This window comes from Streptomyces sp. NPDC127068, assembly GCF_042724695.1.
GTDB lineage: Bacteria > Actinomycetota > Actinomycetes > Streptomycetales > Streptomycetaceae > Streptomyces.
The window spans coordinates 1-19,391 of the sequence record NZ_JBHXEN010000006.1 but is presented as its reverse complement, the minus strand read 5'-3'; the positions used below and the strand labels follow the sequence as shown (position 1 = coordinate 19,391).

Genomic DNA, 19,391 nt, shown 5'->3' with positions numbered 1-19,391 from the left:
TCCTCCCCGCTCGGCTCGGACGCGGCCCCGGAGGGGCCGGCGCCTGCCGGGTCCGCCGGCCGGGACGCTACAGGGAATCCTGGTACTGGGAGGCGAACATGCGGTCCGGGGTCCGCACGGCCTCGTGGAGTCTGCGCAGGGCGCAGCCGAGGGCGGAGTCGGGTAGCTCCGACACCGTCTCGAAGGGCAGTTCGGAGAGGTCCACCAACAGGGATTCGAGGTCGTCTAGCACCTCGGCCGGATCGGCCATGTGGGGATCGTCCACCCTTCTCGTCTGCGGGACGGCCCGTGCCGCGGAACTGGTGGTGCGGGGCGGTTCGCGTACGGATGCGCGTCGCGTACCGGTGGGGTGCGGTGGAGCGGGTGTGCGGGTGCGTGGCTGTGCGGGGTGCTGGACGGGCGGACGCACGCAAGGACATGGTAGCCATCTCCCCCAGTCAGCGACCAGGTTTCGGCATCTCGGGGCGCCCCTCAGCGAGCCGCCGCCGCAGGAGCTCCCGGGCCCGGTGGCGGCTGCGCCCGGGCGGCGCCGGGGCGTCCGTCGGCCGGTGCGGACGTCGCCCGAGCAAACGCCCCGGGCGGACCCCCGGCGACCCGGCGGGCCAGTGGTGGGGCGGCAACGGGACAGGACGGCCGATTCGCCTTCTTGACGATCGCGAGGGCCGCTGAAAATACTGAGTGGGCTTTCTGTGCTTCGGTCGGAGCACGGCCCGGCACGACCGTCCTGAGGGGTGCACGCACCGTGCGCGACGCGAATCCGGCCCGGTCCGACGAACCGGGGGCGAGGGGGACCCGGGTGCGGGACGCGGCCGTCCTCACCGGTGCCGCTCCCGAGGGTCCCGCCCCGACGGTGCCCTTCCACTCCTTCATCCTCAAGATCCACAGCCGTTGTGACCTCGCCTGCGACTACTGCTACATGTACGAGGGCGCCGACCAGAGTTGGCGCGGGCAGCCGAGGACGATGTCACCCGCGGTGCTCGACCGCACCGCCGCCCGGATCGCCGAACACGCCACCACCCACGGCCTGTCCGCGGTGAAGGTCGTCCTGCACGGCGGTGAACCCCTGCTGATGGGCCCCGCCGGGCTGGGCCGCGCGGTCCGCGCCCTGCGCCGGGCCCTCGACGCGGTCCCGGTGGAACGCGTCGACATCGCCGTGCAGACCAACGGCCTCGGCCTGGACGAGCGGTACCTGGCGCTCTTCGCCGAACTGGACGTCCGGGTCGGCGTCAGCCTCGACGGCGACGCGGCCGGCCACGACCGGCACCGGCGCCGGGCGAACGGCCGCGGCAGCCACACCGAGGTCGCCGCCGCCCTGCGGCGCCTCACCGAGGGGCCCCACCGCCACCTGTTCGGGGGGCTGCTGTGCGTCATCGACCCGCGCAACGACCCGCTCGCCACCTACCGCCACCTGCTGGGCTACGCGCCGCCCGTCATCGACTTCCTGCTGCCCCACGGGAACTGGTCCCAGCCCCCACCGGGCCGCCTCCCCGGCTCCCCGGCCACGCCCTACGCCGACTGGCTGGCCGCGGTGTTCGACGTGTGGTTCGACGCGCCCGTGCGGGAGACCCGGATCAGACTGCTCGACGACCTGGTCGCCCTGCTGTTGGGCGGGCGGGCCGAGACGGAAGGGCTCGGGCTCGCCCCCGTCGGTTACGCCGTGGTGGAGACCGACGGCGCCATCGGCCGGGACGCGACCCTGCGCACCACCTACCCCGGCGCCATCACCACCGGACTGCACGTCCTGCGCGACCCCTTCGACCGCGCCCTGCACCCCGCCGGGAGCCGCCCGCCGCCCGGCGCCCCCGCCCCTGCCGCCGTGCCGGGCCCCGGGCTCGCCGGGCTGTCGGCGACCTGCCGGGCCTGCCCGCTGCACCGCGTCTGCGGCGGCGGCCACGTCACCCACCGCTACCGGGCCGACGGCACGCACTTCGCCAACCCCAGCGTCTACTGCCCCGACCTCGCGTCCCTCATCGCCCACGTCGGCCGTCGACTGACCCAGGACCTGGGACGGCTGCTGGCCCGTCCGGCACCGGCCCCGACGGGGGCGGCATGAGCACCCCCCGACACCGGGTGAGCGGAGCGCTCTTCGACCGGATCGCCCTCGGCGGCGGCGGGCCGGAAGCCGTCGAACTCCTGCGCCGCGGCCAGTACAGCCGTCGGCTGCTCCTGGCCCGCGAGGTGGTGGCGCACGCCGAACGGCACGGCGGGCCGACCGCACGGACCGCCCGCGACGCCTGGTCGCTGCTGGCCGCGGTGCACCGGGCGGCCCCCGGGGCGGTACGCGAGACGCTCACCCACCCCTCCTTCGGGCCGGCCCAACTGCGCGCCCTCAACACCCTGCTGGACCCGGCCGCCGCCACCGTCGGCGGACCGGACCGGTTGCTCGCCGCCGCCGCGGTGGCGGCCCTGCGCGCGGGGCTGTCCACCGAGGTGTCGCTCCCGCTGCGGCACGGCCGGGTGCTGCTGCCCTCCCTCGGCGCGGCCCAGTTCGGGGACGCCGCCCCCGGACAGTCGGCGCGGGTGCGCACCGGGCCGCGCGGGGCGACCGTGACCGTCGCCGGCCGCAGCGTCAGCGTGCCCGTGCTGGTGCCCGGCACCCCGACCCCCGAACCGCCGGCCGACCCGGAGCCCGGCGGCACGGGCTGGCTCGCCCTCCACCCCCTCGCGGCATCGGCCGGGGGCCCGCCGTTGCTCCTCGACGACCTCGACCCGGACTGCTTCCCCGCCTCCCCGGGAACCGGCCGGCTGACCCCCGGGGAACGGGCCCACTGGCAGCGGACGTTCACCGGTGCCTGGCAGCTGTTGCACGGCGTCCATCCACAGCCGCTGGCGGAGGTGGCGGCCGTGTTCCGGGCCGTCGTCCCGGTACTCGCGCCCGACTCCCGCGATCTGAGCGGCAGTTCCAACGAGACCTTCGGGTGCACCGGCATGTCCGCGCCCCGCTCGGTGCTCGGCCTCGCGGTGGACCTGGTCCACGAAGCCCAGCACAACAAGCTCGCCGCCCTCACCCACCTGTTCGACCTCATCGACGAGCGCCCCGGGGAACTCTTCTACGCCCCCTGGCGGGACGACCCCCGCCCGCTCGTCGGTCTGCTGCACGGCGTGTACGCGCACCTCGGCGTCGCCCGGTTCTGGCTGCGGCAGCTCGAAGCCGCTGCCGAAGCGGAGGCACGGCACCGCGCCTGGATCGAGTTCGCCCGCTGGCGGGACGTCACCCGGGAGGCCAACGCCACCCTGCTCGGGAGCGGCCGACTGACCGCCGTCGGCGCCCGGTTCGTCCGGCGGACGGGGGAGGCCCTGACCGCGCTGGAGGCCCATCGGGTGCCGGCCCCGGCGGCGGCCCGCGCCGCCGAGCTGGCCCGGGCCCACCGGGGCCGCTGGGCCCGTCGTCACGCCGGCCCGCTACGGGCCACCCGGCCGTAGCAGCCGGAGTCGCCCGCGTGCGCTTACGCCGCTTTCGCCTTGGTGGCGTACACGTCCACGTACTCCTGCCCGGACAGCTGCATGACCTCCGTCATCACCGAGTCGGTGACGGCCCGCAGCACGTACCGGTCGCGGTCCATGCCCTCGTACCGGGAGAACTCCATCGGCTCGCCGAACCGGACGGTGACCTTGCCCGGGTGCGGGATGCCCCGGCCGCCGGGCTGGAGCTTGTCGGTGCCGATCATGGCGAACGGCACCACGGGCGCCCCGGTCATCAGGGTGAGCCGGGCGATGCCCGTGCGACCCCGGTACAACCGGCCGTCGGGGGAGCGGGTGCCCTCCGGGTAGATGCCGAACATCCGGCCGTCCTCCAGGATGCGACGCCCCGTCATCAGGGCGGCCACCCCGCCCCGGGCGCCGTCGCGGTCCACCGGAACCATGCCGACGCCCGTGAAGAACCACGCCATCGCACGGCCCTTGAGGCCCTTGCCCGTGACGTACTCGTCCTTGCCGATGAAGACCACCTGACGGTCACAGACGAGCGGCAGGATCATCGAGTCGATGAAGGTCAGGTGATTGCCCGCCAGGATGACCGGTCCCGTGCCCGGAATGTGCTGAGCGCCCTCCACCCGGAGCCGGAAGATCAGGCGCATGATCGGTCCGAGCACTGCCTTGATGAGCGCGAAACGGGACAACGGGCCCTCCGGGGTCGGGATTCTTGGGTGCGCCGGTCACGGAATCCGCGAGCAGTCCGTGCAGGTGAAGGACGATACTCGCGCGTCACCGTCCCGCGCACATCGGGTTTACGAAATGGTCACGCGGTGTCGATCAAACGTAACGCAGGGTCCTTCGGTCGGCGGGGGTGCGCCACGGGCCGTACCGCTCCGGTCCGACCGGTGTTCCACCGCAGGTCCCTCGACGGTCACCGTCCCGCTCCTACGATCGGCACCGCACACGACGGCCACGCACACGGGACGGGCGCACCGACAGGGCGCCCGTCGGAGGGAGCACGCGATGGGTACCCGAGCAGGAGCCCCGGACGCACCGCGCCCGGACGGCACCGACCGCCCGCACTCCACGGCTGATACGGCTGATACGGCTGGTGCGGGAGGGGCAGGAGCGGGGCGCGCCGCTCCCCGTCGGCGGGCGCTCCTCGGCGCGGCGGCTGCGGGAACGGCGGCTGCGGGAACGGCACTGGCCCTGGGGGCGCCCGCCTCGGCCGCCCGGCGATCGCGCAGGGGAGACGGCGCCGCACTCCCCGTACCCACCGTCATCGCCCACCGGGGCGCCAGCGGTCACCGTCCCGAACACACCCTCGGCGCCTACCAGTTCGCCGTCGACCTGGGCGCCCACGTCGTGGAGCAGGACATCGTCCCCACCCGGGACGGCCATCTGGTGTGCCGCCACGAGAACGACATCACCGGCACCACCGACGTGGCGGACCACCCCGAGTTCGCGGACCGCGAGACGACCAAGACCATCGACGGCACCCGGATCACCGGCTGGTTCACCGAGGACTTCACGCTCGCCGAACTGAGGACCCTGCGTGCCACGGAGCGCATCCCGGCGAACCGGCCGCACAACACCCTCTACGACGGCCGGTGGCGAGTGCCCACCCTGGAGGAAGTGCTCCAGTGGGCCGACCGCACCGGCCGTCGGCGCGGCGAACCGGTCTGGCTGCACATCGAGACCAAACACCCCACCTACTTCCGCGGACTCGGCCTCGGGCTGGAGGAACGGCTCGCCCGGTTGCTGCGCCGGTACGGTCGCCACCGCCGCGACGCGCCCGCCTTCGTCCAGTCCTTCGAGCCGAGCAGCGTCCGGCGGTTGGCCCGGCTCGTGGACACTCCGGGGGTCGTGCTGCTGGCCGGCGCCGGATCGCGGCCGTGGGACTTCGTCGTCGGGGGCGACCCGCGCACCACCGCCGACCTGGTCACCCCGTCCGGACTGGCCTGGATCGCCTCCTACGCGCGGGGCATCGGCCCCACCCTCGACCTGGTGATCCCCAGGGACGCGGCGGGACGGCTCACCACGCCGACGACGCTCGTCGCCGACGCCCACCGCGCCGGACTGCTCCTGCACCCCTACACCCTGCGCAACGAGAACCCCTTCCTCCCCGCCGAGTACCGCAGGGGCACCGAACCGGACGGCTACGGCGACGCCTTCGGCGCCTTCCGCCGGTACTTCGCGACCGGCATCGACGGGATCTTCACCGACCACCCCGACACCGCCCTGTTGGCCCGCGCCGACTTCGTCAACCGCTGAGCCGTCGGCCCCCGTGCGACTGAATCGGTGCCGCCCCGGCAACCCGGACCGGGCCGGCGACGTCCCTGGTCCACATGAGCCACCCCACCCCCCGTCCGCACCCGTTGGTGGATGACCTCACCCCGTTGCTCGCCCGCGCGGTGGCGGCCGAGGCGGACCGCCCCGGGTTCCCGTCCGAGGACCTCACCCAGGACGTGTGGTTGCGCCTGTTCGAACACCTGGACGCCGTCGGGCCGCCGGTGGACCCCGCCCGCTGGTTGCGTGCCGCCGTCCGCGCGGAGGCCCACCGCGCCCGGTGCGCGGCCCGCCGCGAACTGCCCTGCGGCACCCGACTGCCCGTCGCGGTGCAAGGGGACCCCGAGGACCTCGCGTTCGCCGCCGACCTGCGTCGCTCCCTGCGCGCCGCGGTCCGGCGACTGCCCGCGCGCTGTCGTGGGCTGGTGCTCGCCTTCCTCTCGCCGGACCGGCTGACGTACCGCGAAATCGCAGGGGAGTTGGGTATCTCACAGGGGAGCCTGGGGCCGGAACGTTCCCGATGCCTGGGATGTCTGCGCAGAATGCTCGCGGCGGAGGTTGCGGTTCCCGACCCGCGGGGAAGGGTGCGTTAGACAACCGGTGGAGCAGGTGAGCGGGAGGCATGCGCACATGGGCATGAGCGTGACCATCTCTGCGGCGACGGAGCAGGACGCCGAACAGATCCTGAAGTTGCAGTACCTGTGTTACCAGAGCGAGGCGGAGCTCTACGGCGACTACTCCATCGAGCCGCTCACCCAACCGCTGGCGTCCCTCCGGTCGGAACTGAGCACGGGCCTGGTCCTGGTCGCCCGGCTCGGCGACGAGGTCGTGGCCTCGGTCCGCGGCACGGTGGACGCGGTGGGCGTGGCCCACATCGGCAAGCTCATCGTCCACCCCCGGATGCGCCGGCACGGGCTCGGCGGCCGGCTGCTCGCCGCGATCGAGGAACGGTTGGGCGCGGCGGGCACGGCCACCCGCTTCGAGCTGTTCACCGGCCACCGCTCCGACCGCAACCTGCGGCTGTACCGCAAGCACGGGTACGCGCCCGTCGGCACCCGGGAGATCGACGACCGGCTCACCGTCGTCACCCTCACCAAGACCGTGGGCCTGCTGGCCGCCACGGCCTGAGCGACTCCGCGGCGGCGGGCCACCCGCCGCCGCGGAACGGGTGTCTTCAGCCCGTCCCGGGGGCCGCGGACGGCGCGGTGCGCGCCCGCCGCAGCCAGTACATGGCGGTCAGGGGCAGCAGTACCGGGATGAAGAGGTAGCCCATCCCGTACTCGGACCAGACCGTGGTGTCGGGGAAGGCCGACGGGTCGACCAGCGTCCAGGTGCCCACGACCAGCACCCCGGCCAGTTCGGCCGCGCAGCACACCAGCGCGGCCCGCCGGGCCCGCTCGCCGCCGCGCACCAACGAGTAGGTGATGAACCCGTACACCAGTCCGGCGATCGCGGACAGGGTGTAGGCCAGCGGGGCCCGTGCGAAGTCGGTGGCGATCTGCACCGCGGAGCGCGACACCGCGCCGACGACCATCACCCCGTACAACCACACCAGCAGGGTGCCCGGCCCGCTGATCAGCGTCCGGCGTGCGCTCGGCGCGTCCTGCTCGGTCGTCCCCGCCACCTCAGCCTCCCCAGATGTCGTAGAGCCGTACCTGGAGGACCGCGAGGACCACGCCACCGGCCGCCGCGGTCACCGAACCCCAGCGGGTGCGCTCGGCCAGCGACAGGAATCCGGCGGCGGGGACGCAGCACGCCGAACCGATCAGGTACCCCACGAAGATCGCCGTGCCCTTCACCGGTTCCTCGCCGCGCGCGAGCTGGACGACGCCGATCACCAGCTGGGCCAGCGCCATGACCGACACCACGGCCATGCCCATGAAGTGCCAGTCCTTGGTCGGCTGGTCGCGGTACGCGGCGAAACCGCACCAGGCGGCGAGCACGAGCGCGGCCACCGCGGTCGCGATCGTCAGTGCAGCAAGCATGCGGTGACCCTATTACGCGGCCGGGCGCGGGCCCGCGCCGCCCCCGCCGCGCACGACCGGCTCGCCGGGGCGCGCCCGTCGCGCGCTCCGCACCCCCGGACCGTGGTCTTGGCCACAGTCGCCGGGTGCGCGCCGGGCCGCACCGGGGACGCGCGCATGCCCGGAGGGTCCCGTACCGGCTGGTGACGGGCGGGGTTGCGGGCGTTGGCGGGGGTACGGGCGGGTGTCCAGGGATTGTCCAAGAGCGTCCGCTATTCGGACAGAGGGGGTGGACACCGCCCTGACGTCTGCTTTACTTGCCCGCATGACCACGACGAGCAGCCGCACCCTTGCGACCGAGGCGATGATGACGCCCGGTGCTGCTTGTATGTGTCGAATGTGCGCCTTCTGAGGGCCCCCGCACCACCAGCCTCGCGCCCCGAAGCGAGACGGTCGAGCCGTGTCCCCGACCTCACGTCGGCCGGACCCGCCTGCCCCGAGCGCACGTTTCTCCCCCCGCACCACCGCCACCACGAGAACCGTGCCGCGTTCTGAAGACGTATGCCCCGTGCCCGGCGCCCACCACGGCGTCGCGCACTCGACAGTGACGGAATCCCAGTGATCACCACCCAGGGCCTCACCAAGGTCTACCGTTCGCGCGGTCGCGAGGTCACCGCCCTCGACGGCGTCGACCTCCACGTACGGGAAGGAGAGGTGTACGGCGTCATCGGACAGAGCGGCGCCGGCAAGTCCTCCCTCATCCGCTGCGTCAACCTCCTCGAACGCCCGACCGCCGGCACCGTGACGGTCGACGGTCAGGACCTCACGGCACTCGCCGGTCGCGGTCCCCGCGCGGGCAAGGCCCTGCGCGACGCCCGCAGCCGGATCGGCATGGTCTTCCAGCACTTCAACCTGCTGTCCACGCGCACCGTCCAGGACAACGTCGAACTGCCGTTGGAGATCCTCGGCGTCTCCGGCAAGGAACGTTCCCGCAAGGCACTCGAACTGCTAGACCTCGTCGGGCTCTCGGACAAGGCCCGGGTCTATCCCGCCCAGCTGTCCGGCGGCCAGAAGCAGCGCGTCGGCATCGCCCGCGCCCTCGCCGGCGACCCCAAGGTCCTGCTCTCCGACGAGGCGACCAGCGCCCTCGACCCGGAGACCACCCGTTCCATCCTCCAGCTGCTGCGCGACCTCAACCGGCAGCTCGGTCTGACCGTCCTGCTCATCACCCACGAGATGGACGTCGTCAAGTCGATCTGCGACTCCGCCGCCCTGATGGAGCACGGTCAGATCGTCGAGTCCGGAACGGTCGGCGAACTGCTCGCCACCCCCGGCTCCGAACTCGCCACCGCCCTCTTCCCCGTCAGCGGGGACGCCACCGGGCCCGACCGGACCGTCGTGGACGTCACCTTCCACGGCGAGGCGGCCACCCAGCCCGTCATCTCGCAGCTCTCCCGCACCTACAACATCGACATCTCGATCCTCGGCGCCGCGATGGACACCGTCGCCGGGAAGCAGGTCGGTCGGATGCGCATCCAACTGCCCGGCCGCTACGAGGACAACGTCGTACCGGTCGGTTTCCTGCGCGAGCAGGGCCTCCAGGTGGACGTCGTCGAGCGGACCGAGCGGTCCACCCTGGTGAAGGAAGGTGCCAAGTGACCTGGTCCGAGATGTGGCCGCTGCTGGAGCAGGCGTGTTGGGACACCCTGTACATGGTGGGCTGGTCCACGGTGATCGCCGTGGTCGGCGGACTGCCGCTCGGCGTCCTCCTGGTCCTCACCGACCGGGGCGGCCTCCTCCAGAACACCGTCGTGAACAAGGTGATCGGGCAGGTCGTCAACATCGCCCGCTCGATGCCGTTCATCATCCTGATGGTGGCCCTCATGGGCTTCACCCGGACGATCACCGGCACCACCATCGGCCGCGAGGCCGCGATCGTCCCGCTGGCGATCGGCGCGATCCCGTTCTTCGCCCGCCTGGTGGAGACCGCGGTGCGCGAGGTGGACGGCGGTCTGGTGGAAGCCGTGCAGTCCATGGGCGGCAACACCTGGACGGTGGTCCGCAAGGTCCTCGTCCCCGAGTCGCTGCCCTCGCTGATCTCCAGTGCCACCACCACCGTCGTCGCCCTCATCGGCTACAGCGCGATGGCCGGCACGGTCGGCGCCGGAGGACTCGGCGACATCGCCATCCGCTACGGCTACCAGCGCTTCGAGACCGAACTGATGTGGATCACCGTGGCGGTGCTCGCCGTCGTGATCTCCCTCATCCAGTTCGCCGGCGACTTCGCCGCCCGCTCCCTGCACCGCAGGGCAGGCCGCGCCGGGTCCGCGCCCCGACTGCGCCTGCTGCGGGCCGCCCCGCCGCCCTCCGGCGGCGCCGCTCCGGCGAGCGCCGAACTGGACCCCCTCAAGGTCCCCTGACCTCGGCCGGCGGTGCCGACCGCACCGCCGCCGCCCACCCACGCGTCCCGCGCAGACCGCCGGGACCAGCACCATGGAGAAAGGCACTTTTCGTGCGTAACACCGCCAAGATCACCACCGCTGTCCTCGCCACCGGAGCCCTCACCCTCGGCCTCACCGCCTGCGGTGCGGACGACTCCGACTCCGGCTCCGACGGGCCCCTGAAGGTCGCCGCGACCGCCACCCCGCAGGGCGAGATCCTCGCCTACGTCAAGGACAACCTCGCGGCCAAGGAGGACCTGGAGCTGGAGGTCAAGGAGTTCACGGAGTACGTGACCCCGAACACCGCGGTCCAGGAGGGCGAGCTCGACGCCAACTACTTCCAGCACAAGCCGTACCTGGACGACTTCAACAAGAAGAAGGGCACCGACATCGTGCCCGTCCCGGGTGCCACGGTCCACCTGGAGCCGCTCGGCGTCTACTCCAAGAACGTCAAGGACCTCGCCGACCTGAAGAAGGGGGCCACCATCGCGGTCCCCAACGACACCACCAACGAGGCCCGCGCCCTCCAGCTCCTCGCCGCGAAGGGCGTCATCAAGCTGAAGGAAGGCGTCGGCTTCGCGGCGACCCCCAAGGACATCACCGACAACCCGAAGGACCTCAAGTTCAGCGAGCTGGAGGCCCCGCAGTTGCCCCGGGCCCTGTCGGACGTCGACGCCGCGGTGATCAACGGCAACTACGCCATCGAGGCGAAGCTCAGCCCCGCCAAGGACGCCATAGCTGCCGAGGACGCCAAGGACAACCCGTACGGCAACTTCCTCGCGGTGAAGAAGGGCGACGAGGGCGACCCCCGGGTCAAGAAGCTCGCCAAGCTGCTGACCTCCCCCGAGGTGAAGAAGTTCATCGAGGACAAGTACGACGGCGCCGTCATCCCCGCCTTCTGATCCGGCGGACCCGGCACCCCCTCCCCCTCGCACCCCTCAGCAGCGGAGTACCACCCCCATGCGCACCACCCGAACCCTGTTCGCCGCGGCGGCCGGGACCGCACTGGCCGTCGCCCTCACGGCCTGCGGCTCCGGCTCGTCCGGGGGCGACGACAACGGCGCCCTGGTCGTCGGCGTCACCCCCGTCCCGGCCGGCGAGGTCCTCGCCCACGTCAAGGACGAACTCGCCGAGAAGGCGGGCCTCGACCTGGAGATCAAGGAGTTCCAGGACTACGTCCTGCCGAACACCGCCCTCCAGGAGGGCTCGCTCGACGCCAACCTGTACCAGCACCAGCCCTACCTGGACGACTTCAACAAGTCCAAGAAGACCGACCTGGTCCCCGTCGCCGAGGTGTACCTGCCGCCCATGGGCGTGTACTCCAAGGAGGTCGACGACCTCGCCGACCTGCCGGATGGGGCGACCGTCGCGGTGCCCAACGACACCACCAACGAGGGACGGGCGTTCCAGCTCCTCGCCTCCCAGGGCCTCATCGAACTGAAGGCGGACGCGGGCCCCGACGCCAGCCCCGCCGACGTCGCCGAGAACCCCAGGAAGCTGGTGTTCAAGGAACTCGACCCGGCGCAGCTGCCGCGCTCCCTCGACGACGTCGATGCCGCGGTCATCAACAACAACTTCGCCCTGGACGCGGGCCTCAGCCCGAAGAAGGACGCGATCCTGCTGGAGACCGCCAAGGACAACCCGTACAACAACGTCCTCGCCGTGAAGAAGGGCGAGGAGGACGACCCCCGGGTCAAGAAGCTCGCCGACCTGCTGACCTCGCCCGAGGTCGCGAAGTTCATCGAGGACACCTACCAGGGCTCCGTCCTCCCCGTCGGACGCGGCTGACCCCGGCGCCCGGGGCGTTCGGCCACCGCGCCGCGACGCCCCGGGCCCGCCCGCACCACGCCCGCGCCCCCGTCCGACGGCGGCCCCGTGGTGCGTCGGCGCCCGCAGATGTTGCATGCTGGTCCACTCAACAGAGACCTGAAGATTCCTGAAGGTTACGGAGCGGCGCCATGACGACCACCTTTCCCGACATCTCCCTCAGCACGGAACGGTTGGTCCTACGCCCCTTCGAGGACGTGGACGCCCCGGCCCTGACCGAGATGATGAACGACGAACTCGTCGTCATGTGGGGCTCGGCACCGCACCCGTACACCGAGGACGACGCCCGCAGTTGGATCACCGAAGGGGCCCCGGGCACACGCACCGGCGGCCACGGCATCGCCTTCGCCGTGACGGAGTTCCTCACCCAGCGCCTGGTCGGCACCGTCCGGCTGCGCGCCGTCGACTGGCGCGTCCGGTCCGCCGAACTCGCCTACGCCACCGCCCCCTGGGCGCGCGGCGAGGGCTATGCCTGCGAGGCGTCGCTCGCCACCGCCGGGTGGCTGTTCCACGACCAGAAGTTCGAGCGCCTGGAGTTGCGGACGGCCGCCGCCAACACGGCCGCACAACAGGTCGCGCAGAAGATCGGCTGCATCAGCGAAGGGGTCCTGCGCGGCGCGCGGATAGCGCGTGCCCGCACCGATGACGACGGTTGGATCGACCAGCGCACCGACCTCATCGTGTGGAGCCTGCTCCCCGAGGACCTGGAGGGCTCCGGCGAGCAGTTCGCGGAGGCCGGCGCCTACACGGCCTTCACCGACTGGAACTGACCGGAACCCCTCCCCGGCCGGCCCGTGCACACCGGGGGCACCGGACGTCCGCACCCGGTACGCTCACGGTGCCCGATCGCGCGCGGCACCCTCCCGCCGTCCGGTCACGCTCCCGCGCCCTGCTCCGCGCACGCCCCGTTCCCCTCGGTGCCCCACCCCCACGCGCCCCCGCGCCCGCCACGTCCCGCACCGCCGCCCGGACACCGTGCCGACCGCCTCGACCCCTGGAGACTGACGACGATGGCCGACCGGGTCACGGTGATCGGCTGGGACGGTTCACCCCTCCCCGCCGGGGCTCGCTCGGCGCTCGCGGTGGCCACCCTGGTCGCCGGGGCCCCGCACCACCTCGCCTTCCCCGAGGTGCCCGAGCAGGCCGAACGCATCCGTCTCGGCAGCTTCGCCCTCGCCGCCCGTCGGATCGCCGCCCACCGGGGCACCGCCGTGGTCCTCGCGGACGGCGACCCGGGCTTCTTCGGTGTCGTCCGCGCCCTGCGCGACCCCGAGTTCGGCCTGGAGGTCGAGGTGGTGCCCGCCACCTCCGCGGTGGCCCAGGCGTTCGCCCGGGCCGGGATGCCCTGGGACGACGCCGAGGTCGTGGTCGCCCACCGCCGCACCCTGCGCCGGGCCGTCAACGTGTGCCGCGCCCACACCAAGGTCGCCGTGCTCACCGCCCCCGGCGCGGGCCCCGCGGAACTCGGCCTCCTCCTCGACGGCGTGCACCGCACCTTCGTCGTCTGCGAGGAACTCGGCACCGACCGCGAACGGGTCACCGTGATGACCTCCGACAAGGCCGCCGACCGCAGCTGGCGCGACCCCAACGTGGTGATCTCCATCGGCGGGACGTCCGCCACCGAACCCGGCTGGATCGCCGGCCGCGACCCCGGCGCCGGCCCGCGCGGCTGGGCCCTGCCCGCCGACGCCTACGGCCACGGACTGCGCGAGAGCGAGCACGCACGACTGCGCGCCGCCCAACTCGCCCGCCTCGGCCCCCGCGTCGGCGACCTGGTCTGGGACATCGGCTCCGCCAGCGGCGCCTTCGCCGTGGAGGCGGCCCGCTTCGGCGCGGCCGTGATCGCCGTCGACCAGCACCCCGACAACTGCGCCCGCGCCGCGGCCGCCGCCCGCCGCTTCGGCGTCCAGCTCCACACCGTCCACGGTCGCGCCCCGCACGTCCTGGAGACGCTGCCCGAGCCCGACGTCGTACGGATCGGCGGCGGCGGCGCCCCCGTCGTCGCCGCCGTCGCCGATCGGCGCCCCGGCCGGATCGTCACGCACGCCGCGACCCGGGACGCCGCCGAACGCATCGGTCGTGACCTGGTCGAACACGGGTACGAAGTCGAATGCGCCCTCCTCCAGTCCGTCGAACTCGACACCCGCGCCTGGACGGAGAAGGAACGGACGGTCGGATTCCTCCTCTCCGGACACCTCCCGGACCGCGCCCCCTGAACGCCGCGGCGGTGCGCGCGAGGTAGGCTGGACGATCGTTGTACCGCACTGGACCCCTGGCTCATTCGTGACCCAATGTCCAGAAATCCCGCCCGTTTTGGGTGGACTGTGGTACGGCAGAGGCCAAGGACGCGCGACGTGGCGCAGTCCAGCAGTCCAACAGGGGACCGTTCCGGGAACTACGTGCCGAGGTGGGGGCCAACCGGGACAATGCCTTGTGACGGCGCCGCCTGCGCCGTCGGCACGTGCCGCGCGGCGCGCCCGCTCGTTCTCCGGACGGGCGGTCGGACGCCGCCCGGTCCGGGCGCGCCGACCGGCGGGGGCCGGGACGGTCGTAGAAGCACTACCGATGGGCGAGGGGTACGCATGACCGACACCGGCCGGATTCCGGACGAGGCACTGCCGGACCACCCCGGCGAGGGGACCACTGCCGCGTCCGTCCGCGGCCGGACGGCACCGCAGCCGGGCCCCGGAGTTCCCGGACCGTACCCCGAGCACGCCGAGCCCCACGACGACGACCAACTCCTGATGCCCGGCTCGCAGGGCGCGTGGATCGAGGGCCGCAGCGGCTCCGGAGTGTTCCCCATCGCCCCGGCGGCCGACACCTACCCGCCGGTGGTCCACACCACCGGTGCCCCGGCGCCGGGCCCCGCCCCGGCACAGCCGGGGGACCCCACCGCGTCCCCTCTGCCCGCCGCCGCTTCCGCCGAACCGCGCCCCACCGCGCCCGCAGGGCCCGCCCCCGTCCTCTCGGTGCCCACCTCGCTGGAGACACCGGACGACGACGAGCCCCCGAACCCGTACGAGGCCGACGCACCCGTGACCGCCGAACCCCCCACACCGACCCCCGCCGCCCAGGCGCCCGCGGCCGGTCCCGAGACACCCCGGGCCGCCACCGGGCACGAGCCAGGACCGCACGAGACGGCCGGCCGCGACAGCGCCTCCGTCGAGGTGTCCGACGGTCGAGCCCCCGGCGCGCACCCCGCGCCCGGCCAGGGACCCGGCGCTCCCCGCCGCCCCCTGCACCTCGGTCCGCCCACCCCGGACACCGCCTCCAGCCCGGTGCGCTCGCTCGCCGACCGGGGACCCGCCGGCTCCCGTCGGGGTGCGGTCAAGGCCCGCCGGCAGAGCCCGCAGGCTGAGCAGCCGGACGCTCTCGAGCAGTCGGAGCCCCAGCGCGCCGCGGACCCGCTGCCGGGCCCCCAACTCGCCGAGATCCCCCCGCAGGCCGGTGCCCCCTGGGGTCCGCCGCCCGCATCCGCAGGGGCCACCCTGGGCCGGAACGAGCTGCTGCACCCGGGGGGGACCGCCCCGCAGGGCGCCCAGACCATGCCCGCGGCCGAGGTGTCCGCGCCCGTGGCCACGACCGGCGTCCCGGTGACCGACGCGCCCCCCGCCCCCGTGCTCCCCGTCGAGACCCCGTCGCCCACCCCCGCCGCGGAGCCGCAGCCGTCCACCGGGACGACGGTCCGCCCGGACGGCGACGCATCCGCCCCGGCCGCCCAGGCCGTCGGGGCGGCGACCCCCGCTGCCGGTGCGCAGCCGGTCGGGGACCCCACCGAAGGCCGGGGCGTGCGGATGGCCCCCGCAGCGCACGAAGCCGCCGCGCCCGTGAGTGTCGCGCCGGTGACCCCCGCGCCCGATGCCGCGCTCGCCGCGGTGGCCCGGGCGACCGGCACGTTCCCGATCCAGGACGTGCTCGTTCAGGAAGCGCCCGCCCAGGAAGCCCCGGCCCACGAGGCGCCGGTCCACGAGGCACGGGTGGTCGAAACTCCGGCCCCGGTCGGGGAGTTCGTCCCGGTCGCGGGTTCCGTGCCCTCCACGCCGCACCTCGCGCCGACCCCGCCGCACGCCCTCGTCCTGCCTCCGCAGCAGGAGCCGCCCGTACCCGCCGCGCCGGCGGTGTCGGAGGCCCCCGCGCCGGAGACCGTCGCCGAGGTCGTCGCGCCCGCGCCCGTCGCCCCGGTCGTGACGCCCGCTCCGGCGGCGGAGCCCGAGGCCGCCCCGGCGGCCGGACCCGTGGACCCGCAGCCCGAGTCCGCGGCCACCACCGCTGAACCGGCCGCCGACCGGACCCCGACCACCCCCGCCGGGGTCGCGCCCGGCGCTGTCGAGCCCGCCCCCGCCCCCGTGCAGGACCAGCCCGCCACCCCGCCGTCCGACGCGGTCACCGCCCCGGCCGCGGTCGCGACCGCGGACCCGGCCCAGGTCGCACCGGCCCGGCCGGATTCCCCCGAGGCCACCGCTCCCGAGGCCGCCGTCCCCGATGCCGAGCCCGCGGCGGCCGAGGCCGTGCCCGAGCCGGTCACCCCGGACCCGGTTGCCGAAGCAACGCCCGCGGCACCCGTCGAAGCCACTGCCCCCGAGGAGCCCTCCCCCGAGGAGCCCCCCGCCGAGCCGACTCCGGCCGTGGCCGCGCCCGAGGCGGCGACCGACGCCCCCGCGGCAGGGCCGGACCCGGCCGATGCACCCGAGACGGCCACCCCTGCCCAGCAGGAGCCGCCCGCCGAGGCCCCCGCCGCCACCGAGGCGCCCACCGCGCCCACCGGCGAGATCGCCGCGGCACCACCGGCTGAGCCGCACGAGGCCCCCACGCAGCCCCCCGCACCCACCGCGCCCGCGTCCCCGGCCGAGGCAGCGGCTGACGAGACGCCGACCGGTGTCCCGGCCGCCGAAGCCCCCGTAGCCACGGCCGAGGGCGCCGAAGCACCCGCCGTCCCGGCCACCGAGGCGACGCCGAACGCACCGGAAGCGACCCCCGAGCCGTCCGCGGAGGCCGAGGTGACGGCGGAGGCCGACACCGCAGCTCCCGCCGAGGCGCAGAGCGCGCCGGAAGCCGTGGCGGCTCCGGAGCCCGCGAGCGCTCAGGCCCCCGCCGACCAGGCGCCCCCCGCCGAGACCCCGGACGCCCCGGTCACCCCCGAGGCAGCCGCCGAGCCGGCCGAGGCCCCGGACGCCCCCACCGGCACCGAGGAAGAAGCACCCGCCACCGACGCGACCGATGCCTCCGAAGGCGCCGAGGGGACCGACGTCCCCGAAGGCGCCGAAGCAGCCGAGGCGGAGACCCCCGCGCAGACTCCGGACAGCCTGCCCACCCACTCCGCCGACGACGAGCCCGGCGGCCCCGACGCGGGTACGGAGGCGGACACCGTCACCGTCTCCGTCCAGGACCGCGGCGCTGCCCCCACCGGCCCGGCGGCCACCCCGCCCCCGGCCGAGGACCAGGCACCCGAGCCCGCCGAACCGACCGCTCCCGCCGACTCCGTCGCCCCCGAAGCGCCCCGGGCCGCCCGCCCCGCCGCCCCGGGATACGACGAGGCCGAGCGCGAGGCGGTGCTGCGGGTCATGCGCGAGCGCCGGGACATCCGCAACGGGTTCCGCTCCGACCCCATTCCGCACGAGGTCCTGCTGCGGGTCCTGGAAGCCGCGCACACGGCGCCGTCCGTCGGCCACTCCCAGCCCTGGGACTTCGTGGTGATCCGGTCCGAGGAGACCCGGCAGGCCATGCACGAACTGGCCGCCCGCCAGCGCGACGCGTACGCCAAGTCGCTGCCCAAGGGCCGGGCCAAGCAGTTCAAGGAACTGAAGATCGAGGCGATCCTCGACACCCCGGTGAACATCGTCGTCACCGCCGACCCGACCCGCGGTGGCCGTCACACCCTCGGCCGCCACACCCAGCCGCAGATGGCCCCGTACTCCTCCGCGCTCGCCGTGGAGAACCTGTGGCTCGCGGCCCGCGCCGAGGGCCTCGGCGTCGGCTGGGTCAGCTTCTTCGACGAGCGCGAGATGGTCCGCGCCCTCGACCTCCCCGAGCACCTGGAGGTCGTCGCGTACCTGTGCGTGGGCTACGTCGACGAGTTCCCCGAGGAGCCGGAGCTCGCGCAGGCCGGCTGGTCCCAGCGCCGCCCGTTGTCCTGGGTCGTCCACGAGGAGACGTACGGGCGCCGTGCCCTGCCGGGCGAGGAGCCGCACGACCTGCTCGCCGAGACCGTCGCCGGCATCCGCCCCCTGGACGCCAAGGCGCTCGGCGAGGCGTGGGAGCGGCAGAAGCGGATGACCAAGCCCGCCGGCGCGCTCGGCATGCTGGAGATCATCTCGGCACAGCTCAGCGGCCTCTCCCGGGTGTGCCCGCCGCCGATCCCGGAGCCGGCCGCCGTCGCGGTCTTCGCGGGCGACCACGGTGTGCATGCCCAGGGCGTGACCCCCTGGCCGCAGGAGGTCACCGGCCAGATGGTCGCCAACTTCCTCAGCGGCGGCGCGGTCTGCAACGCCTTCGCCCAGCAGGTCGGCGCCGAGGTGTGCGTCATCGACGTCGGTGTGGCGTCCGACCTGCCCGCCGCCCCCGGCCTGGTGCCGCGCAAGGTGCGCGCCGGTACCGCCGACATGACCACCGGGCCCGCGCTGACCCGCGAAGAGGTCACCTCGGCCATCGAGGTCGGCATCGAGACCGCCCGCGACCTGGTGGCCGCGGGCAACAGGGCGCTGCTCACCGGAGAGATGGGCATCGCCAACACCACCGCGTCGGCCGCGCTGATCTCCGTGTACACCGGGGCCGACCCCGCGGAGGTCACCGGTCGGGGCACCGGCATCAACGACGAGACGCTGGCCCGCAAGACGGACGTGGTCCGGCGTGCGCTGCAACTCCACCAGCCGGACCCGGCCGACCCGATCGGCGTGCTCGCCGCGGTCGGCGGCCTGGAACACGCCGCACTGGTGGGCCTGGTGCTGGGCGGCGCCTCCCTGCGCACCCCCGTCATCCTGGACGGCGTCAGCGCGGGTGCGGCGGCCCTGGTCGCCCGGGCCATCGCCCCCGAGGCGCTCGCGGCGTGCATCGCCGGCCACCGCAGCGCCGAGCCGGGCCACGTCGCGGCCCTCAACAAGCTCGGACTGCGGCCCCTGGTCGACCTGGACCTGCGGCTCGGCGAGGGAACCGGCGCGCTGCTCGCCCTGCCGCTCGTCCAGAGCGCGGCCCGCGCGATGCACGAGGTGGCCACCTTCGACTCCGCCGGGGTCACCGAGAAGTGACCCGCCCCGATCCGGGGGAGCACGGCCGCGCGACCGGCCGCCGTTCCCCCGGATCGCCGGGCCCGTCACCGCCCCGCTCGGCACCGGCTCGGCGGGGCGTCCCGCCGAGCCCCGGTGCCGACGCCCCGGGGACGGCCCCGACCACGGCCTTGACCAGCGAAACCGTATCGTTGACCAGCGGGAACCCCTGTCCACGGGCGCCCTGTCACGTCCGG

The 19,391-nt window shown here is 74.3% G+C and carries 16 protein-coding genes; 12 read left to right on the top strand and 4 right to left on the bottom strand.

The genetic code is table 11. From position 1 onward, the window contains the following. Nucleotides 1–67 precede the first annotated feature (67 nt). On the bottom strand, nucleotides 68–250 hold the full coding sequence (locus ACFWIA_RS05060; RefSeq protein WP_387000517.1) for a hypothetical protein: 183 nt from the start codon (nucleotides 248–250) through the stop codon (nucleotides 68–70). Nucleotides 251–742: 492 nt separating this feature from the next. Here ACFWIA_RS05060 and ACFWIA_RS05055 point away from each other — a divergent pair, with 492 nt between their 5' ends. Both ACFWIA_RS05055 and ACFWIA_RS05050 read left to right on the top strand, forming a co-directional pair. Next, complete coding sequence (locus tag ACFWIA_RS05055; RefSeq protein WP_387000515.1) at nucleotides 743–2,053, top strand: FxsB family cyclophane-forming radical SAM/SPASM peptide maturase; 1,311 nt, start codon at nucleotides 743–745, stop codon at nucleotides 2,051–2,053. Continuing rightward, nucleotides 2,050–3,423, top strand: coding sequence for an HEXXH motif domain-containing protein (locus tag ACFWIA_RS05050; protein ID WP_387000513.1), 1,374 nt, complete (start codon nucleotides 2,050–2,052; stop codon nucleotides 3,421–3,423). Before ACFWIA_RS05055 ends, ACFWIA_RS05050 begins: the two co-directional genes overlap by 4 nt. Nucleotides 3,424–3,446: 23 nt before the next feature. On the opposite strand, the gene ACFWIA_RS05045 is transcribed toward ACFWIA_RS05050, so the two are convergent. Then, nucleotides 3,447–4,118, bottom strand: coding sequence for a lysophospholipid acyltransferase family protein (locus ACFWIA_RS05045; RefSeq protein WP_387000511.1), 672 nt, complete (start codon nucleotides 4,116–4,118; stop codon nucleotides 3,447–3,449). A 319-nt stretch (nucleotides 4,119–4,437) separates the two neighbouring features. Between ACFWIA_RS05045 and ACFWIA_RS05040 the strand changes: the two genes are divergently transcribed. The 3 genes from ACFWIA_RS05040 (at nucleotide 4,438) to ACFWIA_RS05030 (ending at nucleotide 6,831) form a co-directional block, all read left to right on the top strand. Continuing rightward, nucleotides 4,438–5,688 carry a glycerophosphodiester phosphodiesterase gene (locus ACFWIA_RS05040; protein ID WP_387000509.1) on the top strand — a complete coding sequence of 417 codons (1,251 nt, stop codon included), beginning with the start codon at nucleotides 4,438–4,440 and terminating at the stop codon, nucleotides 5,686–5,688. Nucleotides 5,689–5,762: 74 nt separating this feature from the next. Beyond that, nucleotides 5,763–6,296, top strand: coding sequence for an RNA polymerase sigma factor (locus tag ACFWIA_RS05035; RefSeq protein WP_387000507.1), 534 nt, complete (start codon nucleotides 5,763–5,765; stop codon nucleotides 6,294–6,296). A gap of 37 nt (nucleotides 6,297–6,333) precedes the next feature. After that, nucleotides 6,334–6,831 carry a GNAT family N-acetyltransferase gene (locus ACFWIA_RS05030; RefSeq protein WP_387000506.1) on the top strand — a complete coding sequence of 166 codons (498 nt, stop codon included), beginning with the start codon at nucleotides 6,334–6,336 and terminating at the stop codon, nucleotides 6,829–6,831. Nucleotides 6,832–6,877: 46 nt separating this feature from the next. Here the strand turns inward: ACFWIA_RS05030 and ACFWIA_RS05025 are convergent, their stop codons facing one another. Together ACFWIA_RS05025 and ACFWIA_RS05020 are read right to left on the bottom strand one after the other, a co-directional pair. Further along, complete coding sequence (locus tag ACFWIA_RS05025; RefSeq protein ID WP_387000505.1) at nucleotides 6,878–7,327, bottom strand: hypothetical protein; 450 nt, start codon at nucleotides 7,325–7,327, stop codon at nucleotides 6,878–6,880. Between the two features lies 1 nt (nucleotide 7,328). After that, nucleotides 7,329–7,688, bottom strand: a complete 360-nt coding sequence (locus tag ACFWIA_RS05020; protein WP_387000503.1) for a hypothetical protein — start codon at nucleotides 7,686–7,688, stop codon at nucleotides 7,329–7,331. A gap of 597 nt (nucleotides 7,689–8,285) precedes the next feature. Here ACFWIA_RS05020 and ACFWIA_RS05015 point away from each other — a divergent pair. The 7 genes from ACFWIA_RS05015 to cobT all read left to right on the top strand — a co-directional run bounded on the left by ACFWIA_RS05015 (nucleotide 8,286) and on the right by cobT (nucleotide 19,176). Further along, on the top strand, nucleotides 8,286–9,326 hold the full coding sequence (locus ACFWIA_RS05015; RefSeq protein WP_387000502.1) for a methionine ABC transporter ATP-binding protein: 1,041 nt from the start codon (nucleotides 8,286–8,288) through the stop codon (nucleotides 9,324–9,326). Further along, nucleotides 9,323–10,087: a methionine ABC transporter permease gene (locus ACFWIA_RS05010; RefSeq protein ID WP_387000500.1), complete on the top strand. Its 765-nt coding sequence runs from the start codon at nucleotides 9,323–9,325 to the stop codon at nucleotides 10,085–10,087. Before ACFWIA_RS05015 ends, ACFWIA_RS05010 begins: the two co-directional genes overlap by 4 nt. Nucleotides 10,088–10,179: 92 nt before the next feature. Beyond that, on the top strand, nucleotides 10,180–11,010 hold the full coding sequence (locus ACFWIA_RS05005; RefSeq protein ID WP_387000498.1) for a MetQ/NlpA family ABC transporter substrate-binding protein: 831 nt from the start codon (nucleotides 10,180–10,182) through the stop codon (nucleotides 11,008–11,010). Between the two features lie 58 nt (nucleotides 11,011–11,068). After that, nucleotides 11,069–11,896: a MetQ/NlpA family ABC transporter substrate-binding protein gene (locus tag ACFWIA_RS05000; protein ID WP_387000495.1), complete on the top strand. Its 828-nt coding sequence runs from the start codon at nucleotides 11,069–11,071 to the stop codon at nucleotides 11,894–11,896. A 170-nt stretch (nucleotides 11,897–12,066) separates the two neighbouring features. Continuing rightward, nucleotides 12,067–12,705 (top strand): GNAT family N-acetyltransferase, encoded by a 639-nt coding sequence (locus ACFWIA_RS04995; protein ID WP_387000493.1) that lies wholly within the window; start codon nucleotides 12,067–12,069, stop codon nucleotides 12,703–12,705. 240 nt (nucleotides 12,706–12,945) lie between these two features. Beyond that, entirely contained in the window at nucleotides 12,946–14,151 is a 1,206-nt protein-coding gene (gene cbiE / locus ACFWIA_RS04990; RefSeq protein ID WP_387000491.1) for a precorrin-6y C5,15-methyltransferase (decarboxylating) subunit CbiE, read from the top strand. A gap of 366 nt (nucleotides 14,152–14,517) precedes the next feature. Then, entirely contained in the window at nucleotides 14,518–19,176 is a 4,659-nt protein-coding gene (gene cobT, locus ACFWIA_RS04985; RefSeq protein ID WP_387000489.1) for a nicotinate-nucleotide--dimethylbenzimidazole phosphoribosyltransferase, read from the top strand. Nucleotides 19,177–19,391 lie beyond the last annotated feature (215 nt).

Coding starts and splice junctions, on each gene's coding strand:
- ACFWIA_RS05060 (WP_387000517.1), bottom strand. CDS start 250: ATGGCCGATCCGGCCGAGGTGCTAGACGACCTCGAATCCCTGTTGGTG.
- ACFWIA_RS05050 (WP_387000513.1), top strand. CDS start 2,050: ATGAGCACCCCCCGACACCGGGTGAGCGGAGCGCTCTTCGACCGGATC.
- ACFWIA_RS05040 (WP_387000509.1), top strand. CDS start 4,438: ATGGGTACCCGAGCAGGAGCCCCGGACGCACCGCGCCCGGACGGCACC.
- ACFWIA_RS05035 (WP_387000507.1), top strand. CDS start 5,763: ATGAGCCACCCCACCCCCCGTCCGCACCCGTTGGTGGATGACCTCACC.
- ACFWIA_RS05030 (WP_387000506.1), top strand. CDS start 6,334: ATGGGCATGAGCGTGACCATCTCTGCGGCGACGGAGCAGGACGCCGAA.
- ACFWIA_RS05020 (WP_387000503.1), bottom strand. CDS start 7,688: ATGCTTGCTGCACTGACGATCGCGACCGCGGTGGCCGCGCTCGTGCTC.
- ACFWIA_RS05000 (WP_387000495.1), top strand. CDS start 11,069: ATGCGCACCACCCGAACCCTGTTCGCCGCGGCGGCCGGGACCGCACTG.
- ACFWIA_RS04995 (WP_387000493.1), top strand. CDS start 12,067: ATGACGACCACCTTTCCCGACATCTCCCTCAGCACGGAACGGTTGGTC.
- cbiE (WP_387000491.1), top strand. CDS start 12,946: ATGGCCGACCGGGTCACGGTGATCGGCTGGGACGGTTCACCCCTCCCC.
- cobT (WP_387000489.1), top strand. CDS start 14,518: ATGACCGACACCGGCCGGATTCCGGACGAGGCACTGCCGGACCACCCC.